At 68.9% G+C, this 20,195-nt stretch carries 23 protein-coding genes; 13 read left to right on the forward strand and 10 right to left on the reverse strand.

The annotated features are described in order from the left end of the window. Window positions 1-15: 15 nt before the first annotated feature. From ACYQML_RS19550 to ACYQML_RS19570, 5 genes are all read right to left on the reverse strand, one after another. A complete protein-coding gene (locus ACYQML_RS19550; protein ID WP_461233770.1) occupies window positions 16-426 on the reverse strand; it encodes a hypothetical protein in 411 nt (136 codons plus the stop codon). 25 nt (window positions 427-451) lie between these two features. Next, complete coding sequence (locus ACYQML_RS19555; protein ID WP_461233771.1) at window positions 452-1,840, reverse strand: PepSY-associated TM helix domain-containing protein; 1,389 nt, start codon at window positions 1,838-1,840, stop codon at window positions 452-454. Between the two features lie 42 nt (window positions 1,841-1,882). Beyond that, window positions 1,883-2,245 (reverse strand): hypothetical protein, encoded by a 363-nt coding sequence (locus ACYQML_RS19560; RefSeq protein WP_056453094.1) that lies wholly within the window; start codon window positions 2,243-2,245, stop codon window positions 1,883-1,885. A 152-nt stretch (window positions 2,246-2,397) separates the two neighbouring features. After that, window positions 2,398-3,330, reverse strand: a complete 933-nt coding sequence (locus ACYQML_RS19565; protein WP_461233772.1) for a S41 family peptidase — start codon at window positions 3,328-3,330, stop codon at window positions 2,398-2,400. A 225-nt stretch (window positions 3,331-3,555) separates the two neighbouring features. Further along, window positions 3,556-4,224, reverse strand: a complete 669-nt coding sequence (locus ACYQML_RS19570) for a GntR family transcriptional regulator (RefSeq protein WP_207411974.1) — start codon at window positions 4,222-4,224, stop codon at window positions 3,556-3,558. Between the two features lie 299 nt (window positions 4,225-4,523). Here ACYQML_RS19570 and mdcA point away from each other — a divergent pair, with 299 nt between their 5' ends. From mdcA to ACYQML_RS19620, 10 genes are all read left to right on the forward strand, one after another. After that, window positions 4,524-6,170, forward strand: coding sequence for a malonate decarboxylase subunit alpha (gene mdcA, locus ACYQML_RS19575; protein WP_207411943.1), 1,647 nt, complete (start codon window positions 4,524-4,526; stop codon window positions 6,168-6,170). A 12-nt stretch (window positions 6,171-6,182) separates the two neighbouring features. Next, a complete protein-coding gene (gene mdcC, locus ACYQML_RS19580) occupies window positions 6,183-6,494 on the forward strand; it encodes a malonate decarboxylase acyl carrier protein (protein ID WP_056427204.1) in 312 nt (103 codons plus the stop codon). Continuing rightward, a complete protein-coding gene (locus tag ACYQML_RS19585) occupies window positions 6,494-7,426 on the forward strand; it encodes a biotin-independent malonate decarboxylase subunit beta (protein WP_461233773.1) in 933 nt (310 codons plus the stop codon). The genes mdcC and ACYQML_RS19585 overlap by 1 nt, the downstream gene beginning before the upstream one ends. Further along, window positions 7,413-8,144, forward strand: a complete 732-nt coding sequence (mdcE, locus tag ACYQML_RS19590; protein WP_461233774.1) for a biotin-independent malonate decarboxylase subunit gamma — start codon at window positions 7,413-7,415, stop codon at window positions 8,142-8,144. The genes ACYQML_RS19585 and mdcE overlap by 14 nt, the downstream gene beginning before the upstream one ends. After that, window positions 8,137-8,808, forward strand: a complete 672-nt coding sequence (gene mdcG, locus ACYQML_RS19595; protein ID WP_461233775.1) for a malonate decarboxylase holo-[acyl-carrier-protein] synthase — start codon at window positions 8,137-8,139, stop codon at window positions 8,806-8,808. The genes mdcE and mdcG overlap by 8 nt, the downstream gene beginning before the upstream one ends. Beyond that, window positions 8,805-9,668 (forward strand): triphosphoribosyl-dephospho-CoA synthase MdcB, encoded by an 864-nt coding sequence (mdcB, locus tag ACYQML_RS19600; RefSeq protein ID WP_461233776.1) that lies wholly within the window; start codon window positions 8,805-8,807, stop codon window positions 9,666-9,668. The genes mdcG and mdcB overlap by 4 nt, the downstream gene beginning before the upstream one ends. Further along, window positions 9,665-10,612 carry an ACP S-malonyltransferase gene (locus ACYQML_RS19605; protein WP_461233777.1) on the forward strand — a complete coding sequence of 316 codons (948 nt, stop codon included), beginning with the start codon at window positions 9,665-9,667 and terminating at the stop codon, window positions 10,610-10,612. Before mdcB ends, ACYQML_RS19605 begins: the two co-directional genes overlap by 4 nt. A gap of 91 nt (window positions 10,613-10,703) precedes the next feature. Continuing rightward, window positions 10,704-10,955, forward strand: coding sequence for a hypothetical protein (locus ACYQML_RS19610; RefSeq protein ID WP_311276803.1), 252 nt, complete (start codon window positions 10,704-10,706; stop codon window positions 10,953-10,955). Between the two features lie 236 nt (window positions 10,956-11,191). Then, the gene (locus ACYQML_RS19615; RefSeq protein ID WP_461227628.1) at window positions 11,192-11,641 is read left to right on the forward strand and encodes a GNAT family N-acetyltransferase; all 450 of its coding nucleotides are present in this window, start codon (window positions 11,192-11,194) and stop codon (window positions 11,639-11,641) included. A gap of 78 nt (window positions 11,642-11,719) precedes the next feature. Continuing rightward, window positions 11,720-12,013: a hypothetical protein gene (locus ACYQML_RS19620; RefSeq protein WP_056427179.1), complete on the forward strand. Its 294-nt coding sequence runs from the start codon at window positions 11,720-11,722 to the stop codon at window positions 12,011-12,013. Between the two features lie 18 nt (window positions 12,014-12,031). On the opposite strand, the gene ACYQML_RS19625 is transcribed toward ACYQML_RS19620, so the two are convergent. Together ACYQML_RS19625 and ACYQML_RS19630 are read right to left on the reverse strand one after the other, a co-directional pair. After that, window positions 12,032-13,225, reverse strand: coding sequence for an App1 family protein (locus tag ACYQML_RS19625; protein ID WP_461233778.1), 1,194 nt, complete (start codon window positions 13,223-13,225; stop codon window positions 12,032-12,034). An 87-nt stretch (window positions 13,226-13,312) separates the two neighbouring features. Then, window positions 13,313-14,302, reverse strand: coding sequence for an Ldh family oxidoreductase (locus ACYQML_RS19630; protein WP_461233779.1), 990 nt, complete (start codon window positions 14,300-14,302; stop codon window positions 13,313-13,315). A gap of 258 nt (window positions 14,303-14,560) precedes the next feature. Between ACYQML_RS19630 and ACYQML_RS19635 the strand changes: the two genes are divergently transcribed. Next, window positions 14,561-14,860: a hypothetical protein gene (locus tag ACYQML_RS19635; RefSeq protein WP_056427171.1), complete on the forward strand. Its 300-nt coding sequence runs from the start codon at window positions 14,561-14,563 to the stop codon at window positions 14,858-14,860. 325 nt (window positions 14,861-15,185) lie between these two features. Beyond that, window positions 15,186-16,274 carry a DUF2778 domain-containing protein gene (locus ACYQML_RS19640; RefSeq protein WP_461227631.1) on the forward strand — a complete coding sequence of 363 codons (1,089 nt, stop codon included), beginning with the start codon at window positions 15,186-15,188 and terminating at the stop codon, window positions 16,272-16,274. Between the two features lie 17 nt (window positions 16,275-16,291). On the opposite strand, the gene ACYQML_RS19645 is transcribed toward ACYQML_RS19640, so the two are convergent. Further along, window positions 16,292-16,618, reverse strand: a complete 327-nt coding sequence (locus ACYQML_RS19645; protein WP_461233780.1) for a four-helix bundle copper-binding protein — start codon at window positions 16,616-16,618, stop codon at window positions 16,292-16,294. 441 nt (window positions 16,619-17,059) lie between these two features. Here ACYQML_RS19645 and ACYQML_RS19650 point away from each other — a divergent pair, with 441 nt between their 5' ends. Continuing rightward, window positions 17,060-18,232, forward strand: a complete 1,173-nt coding sequence (locus ACYQML_RS19650; RefSeq protein ID WP_207411930.1) for a zinc-dependent alcohol dehydrogenase — start codon at window positions 17,060-17,062, stop codon at window positions 18,230-18,232. A gap of 64 nt (window positions 18,233-18,296) precedes the next feature. Here the strand turns inward: ACYQML_RS19650 and ACYQML_RS19655 are convergent, their stop codons facing one another. Together ACYQML_RS19655 and ACYQML_RS19660 are read right to left on the reverse strand one after the other, a co-directional pair. Continuing rightward, entirely contained in the window at window positions 18,297-19,577 is a 1,281-nt protein-coding gene (locus tag ACYQML_RS19655) for a D-serine ammonia-lyase (RefSeq protein WP_461233781.1), read from the reverse strand. Window positions 19,578-19,635: 58 nt separating this feature from the next. Continuing rightward, window positions 19,636-20,100 (reverse strand): Lrp/AsnC family transcriptional regulator, encoded by a 465-nt coding sequence (locus tag ACYQML_RS19660; protein WP_056146793.1) that lies wholly within the window; start codon window positions 20,098-20,100, stop codon window positions 19,636-19,638. Between the last annotated feature and the right edge of the window lie 95 nt (window positions 20,101-20,195).

The raw sequence follows: 20,195 nt of genomic DNA on the forward strand, positions 1-20,195 counted from the left end.
ACGGCGCGCGCTGGATCAGGACGCGGTCGGCGGTGCGCGCGGCTGGCCGGAGGGGCGATGCGGACGGGCCGGCTCGGATGGCGGCGGGATCGGCCAGGCCAGCGCGTGCCATCCCTGGCGCCGCGCCACCGATGGCGCTTGGGGAACGAGTGGGCTCGACAGCCCGACGGCGCAGAGCGGACAGGCCTTGCAGGCCGGCGCGGCGGGAGACTGATCCCCGATGGCGGGGGAGCCCTCCGCATGACCGCAGATCGCCGAGAGCACGAGTGGGTCGACCGAGGCTCCCGGTACGGCGTGGTCCGCCATCATCCGCAAGCCGGCCAGCGGCGCGATCGCCTGTCCCCACAGGGCGAGCAGGATCAACCCGCTGCCGAGGCAGATGCGGATGGCGCGCAGGGCGCAAAACTGGCGGATAAAGTCGGTCACGGGGGCTGCTCCCGCGTCGATGACGTCAGGCCGCCGCCGGCCGCCGCGCTTGGCGCCGCAGGGCCTGAATGCCGAGGTCGAGCCCGATCATGGCGAGGATGGCGAGACCGGTCAGCGGAAACAGCGCGCCCAGGCCGAGGACCAGGGCGGTGACCGTGGCGGCGATCCGGCGGTCGCGCGGCCAGGGCGGGACGCCGAGACCGCCCGCCGGCCGCCGCTTCCACCACATGGTTCCGGCTGTGACGCTGAGAAGGATCGTGGCGAGGCAGAAGGCGAGCATCGCCAACTGGTTCAGCCGGCCCCAATACTCGCCCTTGTGCAGGCCGATTCCGTACTGGATCGCCTGCCCGACGCTGCCGAGATCGGCGAAGGCTACGTCCACCAGAGGGGCGCCGGTATATTGGTCGAGGGAGATCAGCCGCTGGCGATCGACTTCGCGCGGATAGATCGCGGCGGCATAGATGCCGGTGGGACCCTCGGGCAGCGCGACTTCGTAGCCGCGTGGCATGCCGAGCCCGTCGAGGATGGCCAGGGCCCAGTCGAGGCCGATGGCGGGCGCGTCCGCCGGTTGCGAGACCGGCATCGGCGCGTCCTCCATGGTCCAGCCCGCCTGGGTCAGCCGGTCCTTCATCGGCACGGCGGACACCGCCTTCCCCGCCCACAGGGCGCGCGGCTGGCCGAGCCCCGCCTCGTTCGACAGGGCGCGGACCTGTTGGCCCCACCAGACCGACCAGGGCAGGCCGGTGATCGCGAGGAAGAACAGGCCGGCGCCGGCCACGAGCCCGGTCACCGCGTGGAGGTCCCGCCACCAGACGCGCTTGGACGGCCTCGCCCGGACTGTCACGACACCACCCCCCTGCCCGCGCGGCCACCACAGATAGGTGCCGGTGACGACGAGGATGATCGCGAAGCCTGCCACCACCTCCACGATCCCGTTGGCGACCGTGCCGAAATAGCTGAGGCTGTGCAGGCGCCTCACCACCATCATCGGGTCGTTCTCGGTGTTCACGACGTCGAGGACATCGGCGTTGTAGGGGTTGAGGTAGACCTGAATCCGGCTGCCGCCCTCCCTCATGGTCACGAGGGTGGAGGCGGTCGCGGAGGCCGGGCCGGTGAAGGAGACCGGCACACCGCCCGGAACCGCTTCGGAGGCGGTGTAGACGAGGCGGCTCGCGCTCACGGGCGCCCGGTTCTGCGCCGCCACCTCGGTCCGGTGGGCGAAGAGCGTGGCGTTGATCTCGTCCTTGAACAGGTAGATCGCGCCGGTCGTCGAGAGCAGGACGAGGAAGGGCAGGCACAGCAGGCCGGCGTAAAAGTGCCAGCGCCAGACGGCGCGATAGATGCCGTCGCGGGATACGCGCATGGCGTCGGCCCCGCGAAATGCGTGGGTGCCGCCCTGGGACGATGGGGTCATCGGGAACAATCCGGGTCTGAGCGATCGAAACGGTCTGATCTCTCAGGCGGAAGGCGGACCTCGCGATCCGATGGATTGGTCGGGCGGTGCCCGCGCGGCGGGGACCACCACATCCGGACGTGGCGGAAGCGGGGTGGGGCGAGCCTGCCAGACCACCGTCGCGAAGGCCGTGTCCGGTCCCGGCGCCTGCGGTCCCGCATGGGCCGCCGTGCAGCACGCATGCGCGCAGGCCGGGCTCGCATCGGCGGGATCGCCCGGCGCGTCATGCCCGCAGAGGGCGCTTCCCCATCCCGCCGGGGCCGGTGGCGTCATCGTGCCGAGGAAGGCCTGGAGGCACAGGCCGTAGAGCGCGATCATGGCGATGATCGCGCGCAGGCCGACCGTCCCTGGCGAGAGCTTCCGCATGATGAGGCCTTACGGCACGGGTTCGCGCGCCGTCAACGTGGCGCGCGGATCGGTGGTGTCTCGGTGTGCGGTATGGCTGTGGGCGACGGAGCGGGTGATGTCTTTCCTTTCTGCTTTCCCGAAAGGACGAGCTGAAAGTGCACGTGCCGGCCCTACAACTTGCTGTCGCGCGTCGCCAAAGCCAGCGCCGCTTCTTGCGTGACCTCGGAGGTGGCCGCCACATTCGGGCTCACGCCGACACCGCCCCAGTTGCCGCCCGTTATCGGATTCGCTGCCCTGCCGGTCGGCACGACGACGAAGAAATCCGAGCCGAGCTCGTTGAGGCCACCCGGATTGGCGCCCCCGCGCGTTTTCTCACCGACGATGGTCGCGCGCTTCAGGGCCTGTAGATCGTAAGCGAACTCCTCGCCTGCCGAATATGTCTTGGGACCGACCAACACGTAGACCGGCTTGCCGAGGTAGCTCACGCGGGTGGGCGAACTCCAGAACGACTCCGTTCGGAAACTCGTCGTCCCGCGATTGCGCCAGATCAGATCATTGATGTGAACGCGCTGGCTTGGATCGAGAAAGAAGCTGACGAGGTAGGCGACGGAAGCCGGATGGCCGCCGCCATTGTCGCGCATGTCGACGATGAGCGCAGCGGTGTCCGATAGGTCCTGCATCGCCTTGTCGCCGGCCGGCTTGAAATCCCCGGGCGGAATGAAGCTGGCGAGGTGGATGTATCCGACATTGCCAGCCAACCGCTTCACCTGAAAGCCGGTCCCTCGCATGTCCAAAGGCTTGGGCCGGTTCGCGAAGGGATCGCCATGGATCACCCTCACGTGGTTGTCGCTGGTAAGCGACCGCAGGCGTTCGGTGAGTTGCGTGGCGAACTCGCCGGGATCGCTCGCCTTCGCATAGGCATGGGCATCCAGATCACGTTGGATTGCATCCGCGGCCTGCTTTCCCAGATCGGGGAATACGTATCCTTCTCTCAGCTCGGCGGCGATGCCGTTCACGACTTTCCTGACCGTGTCCTGGGCGAGGGGCGCACGCTTCAAGCTTTCCGTTGAGATAGCGGCTTTGGAAATGGAGGGTGCCGCCATGTTCGCCAGTACAGTTGTGCAAAATACTGCTGCGACAACGGATCGACGACGGCGCATGGCTAAACCTCCAACTACTCCCGGCAACCATATTGTCCGCCTTGGACAATGGCCAGCGAGGTCGCCCGACTTCTCGTAAGGGTCGAAGGCCGCCGCTGGCCCGGAGCAAATTCCAAACCAAAGCACGACCGGCGGAACCTATCCCGTCCGCCGTCGCGATTGATCGCCTCACGCGCCGGCATGTTCGGCGATGTAATGGCCGATGGCACTGGCGGCGTTGAGCATGTGGGCGCGCATCCGCCTCGCGGCGGCGTCGCCGTCGCCCTCGGCGATGGCGGCCAGGATCTCGCCGTGCTCGGCGCGGGAGGTCCTGATCCGCTCGCCATGGCGCAGCTGCGTGCGGCGAAACCCCGATAGGCGGGTGCGCAAGGCGAGCGCCTGTTCCAGCAGGAAGCCGTTATGGGTGGCGCCGTAGAGGGCCTCGTGGAAGCCGCGGTTCAGCGTGTCGTAGGCGTCCACATCGCCCGCCTCCACCATCGCCTCCGACTGGGCATGCAGGTCCATGAGGTGGCTGCGCTCGAGCGGTGTCATCCGGTAGGTGGCGAGACGCACGCACATCGCCTCGAACTCGGCGGTGGCCTCGAACATGTCCATGATTCGCTCCGGCGTCATCCGGGTGACGACGACGCCCCGGCGCGGGCGCAACTCCACGAGCCCGTTGAAGGCGAGCTGGCGCAACGCCTCCCGCACCGGCGTCCGGGAGGCGCCGAAGCGGTCGGCGAGGTCCTGTTCGTCGAGGGCCGTGCCCGCGCTCAGGGTGCCGGCGGCGATCTCGTCGGTCAGGGCGTTGCGGATCAGGTCGGAGAGAAGCCCCCGCTCCTCGGCGATGCCGTCCATGATCGTCGTCCCCTCCCCGCTTGCGTTGCCGGACCGCCTTACGATGTCCCTCATCCCAGATGGGGCGGATCGTCAAGCGGGAGAGGGAGGATCCTAGCACGCCCGGAATGCCGAGGCCTCGTCTTATCGCCATCTCGTATTCTTTACCTCGCCGATAACCCATATCGGTATACCCAGAATTGACTTGGTCGCCAGACGGGGTACGCATGGCGCGATACGAGACGGTCCGCGACCTGTCGCTGGCCGCGCGTTCCCACGGTCGCCGCCGATGCGGGGCCGGATGACGAGAGGCGGATCGGATGGCCGATTGGCGGGTGCAGCGGAATGCCAGGGACGCGCGGATCGAGCGCGGCCGCGCCCATGCCGAGGGCAAGGTCGTGTCCGCTTCGGCGGTGGTCGACCTGCTGGAAGCGGTGCTGCTGCCGGGCGACCGGGTCTGCCTCGAAGGCGACAACCAGAAACAGGCGGATTGTCTCGCGAGGGGCTTGAGCGCCTGCGACCCGGCGCGCGTCCACGACCTGCACATGGTCCAGTCCGGGATCGTGCTGCCCGAGCATCTCGATATTTTCGAGCAGGGCATCGCCCGGCGCCTGGACTATTCCTATTCCGGGCCGCAGGGCGCTCGCATCGCCCGGATGCTCTATGGCGGGCAGATCGCGCTCGGCGCGGTGCACACCTATCTCGAACTCTTCGCGCGCTACTTCATCGATCTCACACCCAACGTCGCCCTCATCGCGGGCGTCTCGGCGGATCGTGACGGCAACCTCTATACCGGCCCCAACACCGAGGACACGCCGACGGTGGTGGAGGCGACCGCCTTCAAGAACGGCGTCGTGATCGCGCAGGTGAACGCAATCGTCGACCGGGTCCCCCGTGTCGACATCCCCGGCGACCGGGTGGATTTCGTAGTAGAGGCCGACAGGCCGTTCTACGTGGAGCCGCTCTTCACCCGTGATCCGGCGGCGGTCACCGAGACGCAGATCCTGATGGCCATGATGGCGATCAAGGGGATCTACGCCGAATACGGCATCCGCCGGCTCAACCACGGCATCGGCTTTGGCACCGCCGCCATCGAATTGCTGCTGCCGACCTTCGCCGAGCGGCTCGGCCTGAAGGGCAAGATCGCCACCCACTGGGCACTCAACCCGCATCCGAGCCTGATCCCGGCCATCGAATCGGGCTGGGTCGAGCAGATCCACTGTTTCGGCTCGGAAGTCGGGATGGACCGCTACATCCGCGAGCGGCCGGACGTGTTCTTCACCGGCTCCGACGGAAGCCTGCGCTCCAACCGCGCCTTCTGCCAGACGGCGGGGCTCTATGCCTGCGATCTCTTCATCGGTTCGACCCTGCAGATCGATCTCCAGGGTAATTCCTCCACCGTCACCACCAACCGGGTGGCGGGGTTCGGCGGCGCGCCGAATATGGGCTCCGATCCCCATGGCAGGCGTCACCCCTCGGACCCCTGGATGAAGGCCGGCGAGGAGGCCGGCGGCACCGGCGATCCGGCGCTACGCCGGGGCCGCAAGCTCGTGGTGCAGCTGGTCGAGACCTTCGGCGACAAGCTGGTCCCGGCCTTTGTGGAGCGGCTCGACGCTCTCGAACTGGCGCGCAAGCTCGATCTCGAACTCGCTCCCGTCATGGTCTACGCCGACGACGTGACCCACATCGTCACGGAAGAGGGCATCGCCAACCTGCTCCTGTGCCGGACCCTGGACGAGCGCGAGCAGGCGATCCGCGGGGTCGCCGGCTACACCGATGTCGGGCGGGGCCGCGACCAAGCCATGGTCGAGGCGCTGCGGGCGCGCGGCATCATTCGCCGGCCGGAGGATCTCGGCATCGATCCCCTGGACGCCGACCGCTCTCTGCTTGCGGCACGGTCCATCAAGGACCTCGTGCATTGGTCGGGCGGCCTCTACGAGCCGCCGGCCAAGTTCCGGAACTGGTGAGGGAGCGCCCCCATGGAAAAGCTGACCTTCCGGCATCGGACGGCAAAGCCCCTGCCTGGCACCAAGGCCCAGGCGATCACCGGCGTGGTCGCCTCGGGCAACCTCGAAGTGCTGATGGAGCGCAGTCTCGCGCCCGACGAATGCACCGTCGAGATCGATACCGCGATCAACGGCTACGGACCGGTCTGGGAGGCGGTGGTCTCCGATTTCGTGGCGCGCCGACAGCCCGGCGGCCTGCGCATCACCATCAACGATGGCGGGGCACGGCCCGACACCGTGACCCTGCGCCTGCTCCAGGGCGCCCGGCTGATGGAGGCCGTGTGATGGCGATGAGCCCCGTCTCCCTCTCCGCCGATCCCCTCGACCAGAGCTGGTACGAGGCCAGCGCCCGCGCCCGCCTCGACGCCCTCGTCGATCCCGGCACGTTCGAGGAGTTCCTCGGCCCCGAACAGCGGGTGATGAGCCCGCACCTGCCCGCCTTCGACCTGCCGCGCGCCTTCGACGACGGCATCGTGGTGGGACGCGGGAGGTTCGACGGTTCGCTCGTCCTCCTGGCCGCGCAGGAGGGCCGGTTCATGGGCGGGGCCTTCGGCGAGATCCATGGCGCGAAGCTCGTCGGCCTGCTGCGGGCGGCCCTCCAGGTGAAGCCGGCGGCGGTGTTGATCCTGTTCGATACCGGCGGCGTCCGGCTGCAGGAGGCCAATGCCGGCGAGACCGCCATCGCCGAGATCATGCGGGCCATCGCCGATCTGCGCCGGGCCGGCGTGCCGGTGATCGGGCTGATCGGCGGGCGCGCCGGCTGCTACGGCGGCGGCGGCCTCATCGCCGGCACCTGCTCGCGCCTCGTGGTCTCGGAGGGCGGGCGCATCAGCGTCTCCGGCCCGGAGGTGATCGAGACCAACAGGGGAGCCGAGGAGTTCGATTCCCGCGACCGGGCGCTGGTCTGGCGCACCATGGGCGGAAAGCACCGCCGCCTCATCGGCGGAGCGGACGCTTTCGCGGACGATACGATCCGCGCGTTTCGCGATGCCGCCCGCCAACAGATCGGCAAGGCGCCGGCCTTCGATCTCGCCACCCTGGAGGCCGAACAGGCCCGCCTCGAGGCTCGCCTCGACCGGTTCGGCGATGCCCGCGACGCCACCGAGATCTGGGGCCGCCTCGGGGTGAACGATCCGGCCGCCGTGCCGGGCTTGGACACGGACCGGTTCGACGCCCTTCTCGCCCGACTGCCGGAGGCGCCCCATGACGCTCGCTGAAATCCTGGCCTCGCTGTTTCCCGAGGGGCATGGTGTCGAGGTCGTGGACGGCCTCATCGGCGGCGACGGGCCTTTCGGAGCAGGTCGTCTCGCGGTCGTCGGGATCGACGGCAACACGCCGCTCGGGATCGAGGGGGCCTGTCTTCTAGCCGGGCGCGTTCTCGATGTGGTGCGCCGGGGCGGCGAGACGCCGATCCTCGTCGCCGTGGATTCCGACAGCCAGCGCATGAGTCGCCGCGACGAGCTGCTCGGCCTCAACGAATATCTCGCCCATCTCGCCAAGGCGCTGCTCCTCGCCGATGCCAGCGGCCACCCCACGATCGGCCTGGTCTACGGGCACACGGCGGCCGGTGCCTTCATCGCCACCGCCCTGGCGACACGGGTGCTCGCCGCCCTGCCCGGCGCCCATCCGAGCGTGATGGACCTGGCCTCGGTGGCGCGGGTCACGAAGCTCCCCCTCGAACGGCTGGAAGAGATGGCGACATCCACCTCCGTCTTCGCGCCCGGCCTCGACAACATGGTGAAGGCCGGGGCGGTCCATGCCGTGCTCGACCCCACGGCACCGCTCGGTCCCCAGATCGAAGCCCTCATCGCCGGGAGTTCCACAACGGATGGCCGCGATGCCCTCGGCCAGGAGCGCGGCGGGCGGCTCATGGCGCAGGACATCGCCAGGCGTGTGGTACGCGCGGCGACGGGCGACGTGGCACGCCGTGACTGAGGACGAGGCGTCGGGTCTGGCCCGCCACGACCTCCTGCGCGTCGACCCGGCATCCTGGGCGCGCCTCCTTGCCGGCCGCCAGGATCTCGACGGCGTTCCCCATCTCGCCGAATGGGCCCGTCGCGGCTGGCCGGTCATCGTCCGCCGCCGCGATCCCGGCGAGCCTGCGGATCACATCCCCGCCGGCCTGCCGCTGCCGCCTTCCGCCGGCAAGCGCCGGATCGGCCTCGCCTTGCCGGCCGCCGCCGCGAGCCGGCTTGCACCGGTCGCCTTGGAGCGGGCGCGCATGACCGCGCCGGAGGCGTGGTGGCCGGTGGTCGATGAGGTGCTAGCCCTCGGGCGCGAGTGCCGCCTCGTGCCAAATGTGTTCGGAAGCCTGCTGTGGCAGGCACTGACCGGCTTGTCCTATCTCGGGTCGGGCTCCGATCTCGACCTGCTCTGGCCGGTCTCTGGCCGGGTCGATCCTCGCTTTCTGCAGGGCCTCGCACGGATCGAGGCGGGCGCGCCGATGCGTCTCGATGGCGAGATCGTCCTGCCCGACCGGGCCGGCATCAACTGGCGCGAACTGCTCGATGCGCCCGAGGGGGGAACCGTCCTGTGCAAGGGGCGTGAGAGCCTCGCCCTGCGCCCCGCCGCGTCGTTCCTCCGGGAGGCGGCGTCATGATCGCCCACGCCCGCTCTCCGGTCAGGGACGCCCGGATTCCGCTCAGCCCCGGCGACATCGCGGAATGCGCGGTCGAGTCCCTGCGCCTCGAAGTCGAGACCTATCCGAAGCCGGGCCTCGTCAGCCATGTGGATCGCGGCAGCCATACCGACATGGATGCCGGCACCTTTCGCGCCAGTGCCACGGCCCTCCTGCCCTACTTCGCCGAGTTGGCGGATGCCGGAGCCGCAGGGGCCGGCATGCCCACCCTGCGCCAGATCGGCATCGAGGCCGAAACCGCCATGCGGGAGGCGACGGGCGGGGTGAACACCCATCGCGGCGCCATCTTCGGCCTCGGCCTGCTCACCGCTGCCGCGGGCGCCCTCGCCCACACGGCCTGCCGCTTGCCGCCGGGAGCGCTCGGGCGTCACGTGAGCGAGCGCTACGGCGACGCGATCCTCGCCGGACCCGTCCTGCTCCATGCGCCGGGAGCGGCGGCGCGGCGGCGCTACGGAATCGGCGGCGCGCCCGCCGAGGCTGCGGCCGGATTTCCGACCCTCTACGCCATTGGGCTGCCCGCCCTGCGCCGGGCGCGGCATCTCCGCCTCGGCGATGAGGAGGCGGCTCGCGTCGAGACCTGCTTCGCCCTGATCGCCCATCTCGAGGATACCAACCTGCTCCATCGCGGCGGCGAGGCGGGCTATGCCTTCGCCCGCGCCACGGCCACCGCCTTCTTCGCCGGGGGAGGCGTCGCGCGGGACGATTGGCGGGCACAAGCGGAGGCCGTCCACCGGGCCTTCGTCGCCCGAAACCTAAGCCCCGGCGGCAGCGCCGACCTCCTCGCCATGACCCTGTTCGTCGACGGAATGGAGGCGGCATGAGTTTCGCGGTCCTGCTCTCGGGCCAGGGCGGGCAGAATCCCGCCATGTTCGATCTCATGGCCGATCATCCCGCCGCGCAGGACATCTTCGCGGCGGCGACGCCCCTCCTCGGCGCCGACCCGCGCGACTTCGCCCGGACGGGCGGCCCGGCCCTGCACGGGAACCGCACCGGTCAGATCCTGTGCTGCGTCGCCGGCCTCACCGCATGGAGCGTCCTACGGGAGAGGTATCCCGGTCGTGTGGTCCTTGCCGGCTACAGTATCGGCGATCTCGCTGCCTGGGGCTGCGCGGGGCGGTTCTCGCCCGCTTCGATCCTGCATCTGGCCGCCGCACGGGCCGAGGCGATGGATGAGGCCAGCGGGCCGGGCTACGGGCTCGCGGGCCTTCGCGGCCTGTCGCGCGCGCGCGTGACGGCCCTGGTCGAGGAGCATGGCTGCCATCTCGCCATCCTCAACGCCGCCGACAGCGTCGTCGCCGGCGGGGCGGTGGCCGATCTCGAATCGCTCTGTGCTCGGGCTCTCGCCTCGGGGGCGGCGCGGGCGGTGGTTCTGCCGGTCCATACACCCTCGCATACGCCGCTCCTGGCGGCGGCCAGTGCGCGGTTTCACGCGGAGGTGGCGCGGGCCGAGATCCTGACGCCGTCTCGCCTCGGCCCGTCGCCGCCGCCTCGCCTCCTCAGCGGTCTCGATGGTGCCCCGGTCTTCGACGCCGCCAAAGGGCTCGACAAGCTGGCCGAAGCGATCTCGCGGACCATCGATTGGGCGGCCTGTCTCGACGGCATCCGCGAGGCCGGGGCGCGGGCCGTGCTCGAACTCGGCCCCGGCCATGCCCTGGCGACCATGGGGCGGGACGCCATGCCGGACGCGGCCGTCCATGCCGTCGCCGATTTCCGCTCCCTGTCCGGGCTCATGGACTGGCTCGCGGCGAATGCCGGCACGGGCTGACCCGCCCGGTTCTCTTTTGCCTCGTTGCGCCATCATCCGTGTGAACCCCAAGCCCCGCCGCTGCGTTGACGGTGGTAGGGGAGGCTTGACCATGTCGAGATGGATCTACGGGGCCGGTATCCTGGGGGCCGCGCTCGCATCGTCGGGCCCCTGTGCCGCTCAGAACATGGCGCTCACACCGCCCGCGCCGCCGGCGAACGCCAGCCCGAGTGAGCCCGTCCGACATCCCGAGCCTCCTGCGCGACCGCAGCTCCATGCTTTCAGCGGCGAGCTTCCGAACCAGAGGACCGGCCCGATGCGCAACCGTGTGGTCCGCGACATCTGCATCGGCTGCGACCGCTGAATCGGCGGGTCGGGCGAGGGCCGGACATCATCCAGAAACAGAGCGGCGCGAAACGGATCCGCTGCGCTCCGACTGCCCCCAAGCGAGGCGTGGCGGATGGACGGAGCGGTGCGCCGATGGTGCGCCGCTCCGTCCGTCTTCATGACCGCGCGGACGGGTCGCGCGACGAGACGGGATGTCCCGAGTTTTCCGCCGGTGGTCTATGGATGTCCGAGTGACATCCACCGGAGACGCGTTTGGCTAGCCGCTATGGGCTCGAGATCCGGGCTGCTACCGCTGCCGACGCGGCGGGCCTTGCCTCCCTGTTTCAGGCATCGGGACAGTCCATTGCGGCGAGCGATCTGGCCGAGCGGCTGGATTCCCTGCGCCTCGGGAGCGGGACCGCCCTCATCGCCGTCGAATGGGGGCCGCCGAGCGGTCTTGTCGTCCTGCACTGGTATCGCTCCCTGACGGCGGCTCAGCCCGTCGCCCAGATCACCGGCCTCATGGTCGGACCGGACGAGCGCCGGCGCGGGATCGGCCGTCTCCTGCTGAAGGCGGCCTCGCAGGCCGCTCGCTCGGCTGGATGCGCGACCCTCGAACTCGCCGCCTCGCCCGGCGAGGAGAGCCTGCGGGCATTCTGCGCCAGGACGGGGTTCGAGCCGGCCGGATCGCTGTTCACCCGGCCGCTGCGCAAGAAGAGCTGATGCCGGTCACTCCGGGAACCGTGGGATTCACCGCGTCGTTGCCTCCAGTGATCACTTTGACCCGATCAGGAGACCGGCATGACTCGGACTCTCATTCGCGCGGCGCTCGCCTCGGCATTGATCCTCGGCCTCACCGATGCCGCCCTGGCGCGCGGCGGCACCGGTGGTGGTGGCGATGGACTCTCGCCTTATTCGGCATTGAGCGGCAACGACCGCTCGGCCGGCGTGAACAACGGCAATTACCGCGATCCCCGGCTCGATCCCTATCTGCAGACCTACGGCCGGCGCTACGTCGCGCCCCGTCCCTATGGCGGCGCGGGCGAATACGGCTATCGCCCGTCGCGCCGGGGCTATGACGGATACGGGTACTGACGGGGCGCGGCCCCGCTCTCAGGCCGGAGCCTTACGGGCGGCGGCGTCGTCGCCCGGCTCAATGACGATCGGCTCCACCGTCTCCGGCATGACCTGTGACCGGCATTCCGCCAGGATCGCGTCCGCTCCTTCCTTGCCGATCAGCCCGAGCGAAAGGGCATGCTCGGCCATGATGGTGGTGTCCCCGGCCAGCACCAGGCTGCTGCCGGCCTCGAGGATCGCCTGCGACAGGCGCTCGATCTGCTCGGCCCGGGAGGAATCGCGCGAGACGTTGCGGATGTAGACGGCGAGCACCCGTCCGGGATTCTCCGAGACGATCTTGGCATAGACTTCCGGGTCGTGCTGGCCGCTATCGCCGATGAGGACGAAAGGCAGGTCGCCGTAGAGCGCCAGCATGTGGCGGATCAGGTCGCGCTTGTGGTCCTCGGCGCGGCGCGGCAGCGGATGGCGCCAGGACAGGCCCCATTCCCGCAGGAACAGCACCGGCCCCGCCGGAATCCCGTGCTGCCGGAAGAACTCGCTCAGCATGTCGTAGATGCCCCAGGGGGCGCGAGAGACGTAGAGCATCGGGTTCGACTGATCGCCGGTGGCGCCCGCATGCAGCGCCCGGCTCAGGGACGCCGCACCCGGGAAGGCGACGCGGTCCTCCGCATCGGCCACGAACAGACGCCACAGCATCTTCAGCTTGTTGGCCACGCCCGTATGCATGATCGTGTCGTCGATATCGCTGATGACGACGAAGCGGCACTTCTCCGGCGGAATGAACACCCGCCCCTGCGCCCGCACCGGCGGATCGGCTGCGAGTTCGAGATCCACGACGTGCCAATGGCCCTCGCCGGTGGGCACGTTCGGGGGGTTGAGGCTCACCCGGAAATAGCCGTCGCGGTCGGTCACGGCGGTCGTCTCGGCTCCGCCGAAACGCGCGACGACGGACGCATCGGCGACCTTGCGCCTGCGGATGCGCCGGGCGATGTCACGCAGGTCGGCGGCGATATCGTCGGCCTTGAGGTCCGGGTCGCGGCGCGCCTGCCGGAAGACCCGGCCGATCAGGAAGATTTCCTTGCTCGAGCCGTAGCCCCGATAGGCCTCGATCACCGTCCCGCCCGTCCCCTGCGCCCGGCGTACCGGGCGGGCGACGAGGGCCAGCAGGCGACCGCCCGCCTTGCGCCAGCGCGGCGTCGCCCGTTCGGGGGTCGGAGGAGGTGAGGTCATGAGTCGGCCTGACGCGATACGATCGTGATCGCGGTCAAGCCGTCGTCAGGGCCGAAGGTTGCGCGGGACGGGTCGGATCGAGGGGCGTCACAGCCGCTCGATCTCTGCCAGCAACGTGTCGGAGAGGGTGATCCCCTCCTCGGCGGCGCGGGCGCGGGCGGCGAAGCGGCGGGTTCCGGGCAGCCGCGCGCCGTCCTGTTCCGCCACCGAGCGGGCCATCACGGCGAAGCGTTCCAGCGCGTTGCCGGCAAAGGCCGTGGCATCGATGGCGAGGATGAGCTGGCCGGTGGCGGGAGGCTCGCCCTCGGCATCGAGGAAGGACGTGGCTTCGCTGGCGAACCGCGCTCCGGTGAGGCCGGCGGCGAGAAGCTCCACCATCAGGGCGAGGGCCGTGCCCTTGGCGTCGCCCAACGGCACCATGGTGCCGGCGAGCGCCGCGACGGGGTCCGTGGTCGGGTTGCCCTCGGCATCGAGGGCCCAGCCCTCGGGGATCGTCTCGCCGCGCTGCTTGGCGGTGATGATGTTGCCCCGCGCCACCTTCGACAGGGAGAGATCGACGACGATCGGCTCTGCCCCCGGCAACGGGCAGGCGAAGGCGATCGGGTTGGTGCCGAAGACCGGCCGGGTTCCGCCCCAGGGCGCCATGGAGGCGGGGGCGTTGGCGAACAGGATGGCGACGAGGCCCTGCTCGGCCAAAGCTTCCACCGGCCGGCCCGCGGCCCCGCAATGATGCGAACGGCGGATGGCGGCGGCGGCGATCCCCTGTTCGCGGGCGATCTCGGGCAGGAGGGCGATGGCCGTGTCGAGGGCCGGATAGGCGAAGCCGTGGGCCGCATCGATGGCGAGCAGTCCCGGCTTCGGCCGCGCGGTGGTGACGACGGCATCGCCGACGACTTTGCCCGCCCGCACCTGTTCGCCATAGGCGAGGAGCCGCATGAGACCGTGGGTCTTCAGCCCGTCGGCCTCCGCGCCCACCAGGGCCCTGGCGACGCTCTCCGCCTGGATGAGCGCGGTCCCGCAGCGGACCAGGGTGTCCGTGGCGAGGCGATGGGCGGCGTCGAGGCGAAGGATCGGCATGGCGTGGCCTTAAGCCAGCTCTCCGTCACCTGTCGAGAGCGAAGTCCCCTCGCCGCGGGGCATGGCCAAGCCGTAATGGTTTGGATGGCGCAAGGACCATCGGACAAAGACGAGCGATCGCACGTACAAGCTGAGCCGTGGCTCTCGGCTCGCGGGAATCTTGTATTTATCCTCGATCAACGGCGAATGATTATTTTGTGAACCATGCTTGGCGTGGGACGTTGTTGAGCAAGTCCGTACGACATGAGGAAATATACTATGCAGATCAAGACATTCGCAGTCGCGGCCGCCCTTGCCGTTTCTCTGAGCGGCGCAGCTTTCGCTCAGACTGCTGCTGGTGGTGCCAGCGCCGAGGGCAACATGAACAATCCCGGCAGCGTGAAGAGCAACAGCGAGAAGGGCATGGAGCGCATGGGTGGTGGCGCCAGCACCACCGGTTCCACTGCCGCACCCGGCATGACGCGCGACGTGCCCTCCAATGCGACGCCGGGCGCGCCGGCCGGCTCGAATGGCGGTAACGCCGCCACCGGCAGCGGAGCCGCTCCCAGCGGCAAGTAAAGCGCGGGGGTAAGGTTTCGAGGCGTGGGCCTCCGGAACTGGATAGTCTGATTAGTGGAAGTCGCCCCGTCCGCCGAAAGGCAGGCGGGGCGATCTCATGTGGGGTGACCGGGAATGACCCGGGCAGCCAGTACATCCCTTCAAAAAATATGCGCGCGATTTATCGGTGATTAACCAACTTCGCGCTGAATGGGAGGCATCGAGGTTGATGGTTCCCTAAAACGACATGGCCGGTCGACGTGACCTTTGCGGGGCTCTTGCATGAGCTTGGTGAGGTCCTTCGAGGGGCGTGCGGGCAGGGTACGCGTATCCGAGTACAGCCCGCATGATCGACGACGCGTCCACCTATCGCCGCCGTCCCCGCCGTTCCCGGCCGCGCAGCCGTGTCCTTTTGAAGACGGCCGTCGTCGCGCTGTTCGTCGCGACGTTTCCCCGGCTGACCGGGTTGGACGCGCCTGTTCCCGCTGCGACGGCACCGCTCGCGAGCCGCCAGATTGTCCCCGAGGCACAGCCCGCCGCTGTCGCCCGCAGCTTCGCGTGGATGCTCGACCCCTCCCCCGCCCTGGGTGTCTGGACGCCGGACTGGCGCGCCTCGGAGCCGATGCAGGTGGCCGGGTTCGAGACGCCGAAGGCCTCCCCCGTCGAGATCGCACCCGGGATCGCGCTTGCCGCCGTGGCGCCGGTCCCAGCGGCACGGCCGCTCCAGCAGACCGCTCGCCTCGTCCAGCCGATGCCCGCGCCGGTTCCTCGCCCCATCGACCTGAAGCCCCTTTCCCGCGAGCCGCGCCTCGCCACCCGCCGGCCTTCGTCGCGGAATGTCGTCGCGGCCCGGCAGGATGTGGAAGCCGAGCGGTCGTTCTTCGAGACGGTGTTCGGCCGGCGTGATCCCGAGCGCAGCCCCGCTCTCGCCCTCGCCTATGCCTCCGCCGATACGGGCGCCATCGATCTGAGCCAGCGCCGGGCCCTGGATCGCGTGCCTGCGACGGCGGGCGGCGGGACCGCGATCTACGACATCAGCACCAGCACGGTGACCCTGCCGAGCGGGGAGCAGCTGGAGGCCCATTCCGGCCTCGGCCAGCACATGGACAACCCGCGTCTCGTCCATGTCCGCATGCGTGGGGCGACGCCGCCCGGCACCTACGATCTGACCGAGCGCGAGGCCCTGTTCCACGGAGTGCGCGCCATCCGCCTCAACCCCGTGGGCGGCAGCGCCGCCATCCACGGCCGCGATGGCATCCTCGCCCATACCTACATGCTCGGACCGAGCGGCGCGTCCAATGGCTGCGTGGTGTTCAAGGATTACAACCGCTTCCTGCAGGCCTATCTCCGGGGCGACATCCGCCGCCTCGTGGTGGTGGCCGGCTATAAGGGCGATGCACCGGCCTCGCTCACGGCGAAGCTGTTCGGCCGCTGAAGCCGTCGCGGCTCCGGTCAGGCCGCCATCGCCCGGCAGGACTCGGCGCAGCGGCGGCATCCGGCGACACAAGTCTCCATGTCGCCGACCGCCTCGCAACTCGCCGCGCAGGCCTCGCAGATCTCGGCGCAGGCCCGACACGTCTGACGGTGCTCCGCGACCCCGAGGAGCATCATGTGCGCGGACGTCCGGCATAGTTCCGCGCAGGCCAGCATGAGGCGGACATGCTCCGGCTCGACATGCTTGCCGCCGGCCGGAAGGCAATGCTCCGACACCATGCCGAGGCAAGTCCGGTAGCAGGTCAGGCATTCGTCGATACAGGCCTTCATGTCGTGGGACGTCATCGAGAGCTTCCTCCGTTGAGGTCATGCAAGACAGTGCATCCCGGCCGAAGGTGCCGTCGGGCGATCGTGCCGCCGCTGCTCGTGGCCCAACCCGGATGATCGGAATGCCGATCCGATGTTGTCGATCCGGCGCCGCTTGGACATCAGCGACGACAACGCATTCTCTGGCGCATGGGTTCTGGCTTTGGAGGCCGGATTTAGAGATAACTTATGTTCGTCGCTCGCGTTCGCCGATGTTAATAGCCTGATTTAATCGGCGGCGTTCGCTGAAGTGTAAGCTCAAGCTTGATTGTGCTTGAGATGACGCGCTCGGAACTCTGGAACTCATGGACTCGGGGGGTGTTTCCGATCGGAGCCCTTGCTTCGGGGTTCGACCCCGCTGCCCTGCTGCGCCACGCGCGTCCAGGGCTCGTCCTGACATTCCGGTTTCGAAAGAGCGCAATGAAAGCACTGTGTTGGCACGGCAAGGGTGACATCCGCTGCGATACGGTGCCCGATCCCCGGATCGAGGATTCGCGCGACGTCATCATCAAGGTGACGTCCTGCGCCATCTGCGGCTCGGACCTCCACCTGATGGACGGCCAGATGCCGACCATGGAGAGCGGCGACGTCCTCGGCCATGAATTCATGGGCGAGGTGGTCGAGGTCGGCCAGGGCTTCACCAAGTTCAAGAAGGGCGACCGCATCGTCGTGCCCTTCAACATCAATTGCGGCGAGTGCCGCCAGTGCAAGCTCGGCAACTGGTCGGTCTGTCAGCGCTCGAACCGCAATGCCGAGATGGCGGCCGCGCAGTTCGGCTACACCACCGCCGGCCTGTTCGGCTATTCGCACCTCACCGGCGGCTATGCCGGCGGCCAGGCGGAATATGTGCGCGTACCCATGGCCGATGTGGGGCCGATGCTGGCGCCGGAAGGCGTCGACGACGAGTCGCTGCTGTTCCTCACCGATATCCTGCCCACCGGATGGCAGGGTGCCGAGCATTGCGAGATCAAGGGCGGCGAGATCATCGCGATCTGGGGTGCCGGTCCGGTGGGGTTGTTCGCGATCCAATCCGCCAAGATCATGGGTGCCGAGCGCATCATCGCCATCGAGACGGTGCCGGAGCGGATCGAACTCGCCCGGAAGTACGGTGCCACCGACATCATCGATTTCATGAAGGAGGATGTGTTCGAGCGGATCAAGGAGATCAGCAAGGGTGAGGGCGCCGACGGCGTGATCGATTGCGTCGGCATGGAGGCCACCGCCGGCCACGGCGTCGCAGGGATTATCAGCACCCTGCAGGAGAAACTGACCTCGACCGAGCGCCCCTACGTCCTCATGGAGGCGATCAAGGCCGTGCGCCCCTGCGGGATCGTCTCGATCCCCGGTGTCTATGGTGGCCCGCTTCCCATCAATATGGGCTCGATCGTGCAGAAGGGGCTGACCCTGAAGAGCGGCCAGACCCATGTGAAACGCTACCTGGAGACGCTGACGAAGCTGATCCAGGAGGGGAAGATCGACATGACCTCGATGATCACCCACCGCTCCACCAATCTCGCGGACGGCCCCGACCTCTACAAGACGTTCCGGGACAAGAAGGACGGGTGCGTGAAGGTGGTCTTCCACCCGAACTGACGGCATCGGCAGGGATATGGCCCGGAACGAGGCCATGTCCCGTCATAGGCCTCGGCCTGCATCGCTATCCCCGTGCCAGGGCGTCCTGAAACTCCGCCTCCGGCAGAAGCGCCCCGCCCGTGGTCCAGACCACATGCGTCGCCTGCGCAGGTGCGGCGGCGTCGAGATAGGGCCGGATTGCGGCGAACCCCGCCGCTGCCGAGGGTTCGAGCCGCAGGCCCGGATCGGACCAGAGGCGTTTCACCCAGGCAAACAGGTCGGCATCGGCGACCGTGACCACCGCCTCGATGAGCGGGCCCACAGTGCCCGCCACCAGCATCGAGGCGCCCGCCACCGCCAGCCCATCGGCGGCGGTGCGATTGTCGAGGCCGATCTCGTAGACGTCCACCGGGCGCGACAGGCCGGCAGCGAGCTGCACCAGCATGCAGGGCGAGGCGACCGGCTCCACGAAGATGCAGCGGATGGCGTCGCCGAACAGCAGCTTCAGGCCGAGCGTGACGCCGCCGGGCGCGCCGCCGACGCCGCAGGGAAGATAGACGCAGAGCGGGTGGGCCGGATCGACCCTGATCCCGGCCTCGTCCAGTTGGCGGCGCAGGTCGAAGGCCGCTGCCGCATAGCCGAGGAACAGGTCGACGGAGCTCTCGTCATCGACGAAATGGGCGTCGGCCCGCCCCTCGAAGGCCGAGCGTGCCGCCGCGACCGCGCTGCCGTAATCGCCCAGATGCTCGACCACCCGGGCGCCGATATCCCGCAGGCGCTGCTTCTTCCACGCCTTGGCGTCATGGGACATGTGGACCTCGACCGCGAAGCCCAGCGCCCGCGCCATGACGCCGACGCTGAAGCCGAGATTGCCGGTGCTACCGACCGCGACGGTATGGGCACCGAACGCGTCGCGGGCTTGCGGCTCCGCAAGCCGGGCATAGGAATCCCCCGGCCGTAGCAGGCCCTTCTCGAGCCCGAGCCGCTCGGCATAGACCAGCACCTCGTAGACGCCGCCCCGCGCCTTGATGCAGCCGGTGACCGGCAGATCATGGTCGGCCTTCACCCAGACCGCGCCGCCCGTCGGACCCGTGATGGCCTGCGCCACAGGGTCGGAGAGGGGCAACAGGGGCGAATCGATGCGCCCGGTGTCGAGATCCTCGAAGAGATGGCGCAAAAGCGGATCGAAGCGGCGCCAGCGTGCCTCCGCCGCCTCCACATCGGCCAGGGAGAAAGCTAGGCTCGGCAGGAATTCGGCGGCCGGCCGGAGATGGGGATTGAGCCAGGTGGTGAGCCGCGCCTCCCGCACGCTCGTCGGGATGGTATCGAGCGCCCGGGCGGGCGACGTGTCGGCATTCATGCTCATGCATTCCACTCTGCTGTGATCGCGATGGCGGCGAGAGGTCTTCGCGCAAGCCTCGTCGTCAGAGATCCATCGGCGCATTGTCCACCACCTCCTTCATGACGAAGAAGGTCCGCGTCTGCCGCACCCCCGGCAGCGCGATCAGGGTCTCGCTGTGCAGGCGGTTGAAATCCGCCATGTCGGAGACGCGGATCTTGAGGAAATAGTCGAAATCCCCGGCCACCAGATGGCAATCGAGCATGGTTGGCATCGCCTGGGCGGCAGCCTCGAACGCGGCGAAGCTCTCCGGCGTCGAGCGGTCGAGCACGACGCCGACGATGACGAGGGACCCCCGCCCGACCTTCTCCGGCGCGATCCGCGCATGGACGCCGCGGATGTAGCCCTCGTCGAACAGGCGCTGCGTGCGGCGGTGACAGGTGGCGGCGCTGGTATTCACCCGCTTGGCGATCTCGGCATTGTTCATGCGCCCATCGGCCTGGAGCAGGCGCAGGATCTTGAGATCGATCCGATCGAGCGATGGCGACATGGAAGAACCTTCCGTATTTCCAGCAGGAACGATGGTTCATACCAAGCTTGACCGGGAAAACCATGAAATTTCGTGGCACATCTCATCGTCATTCG

Source organism: Methylobacterium sp. CM6244 (genome assembly GCF_054817885.1).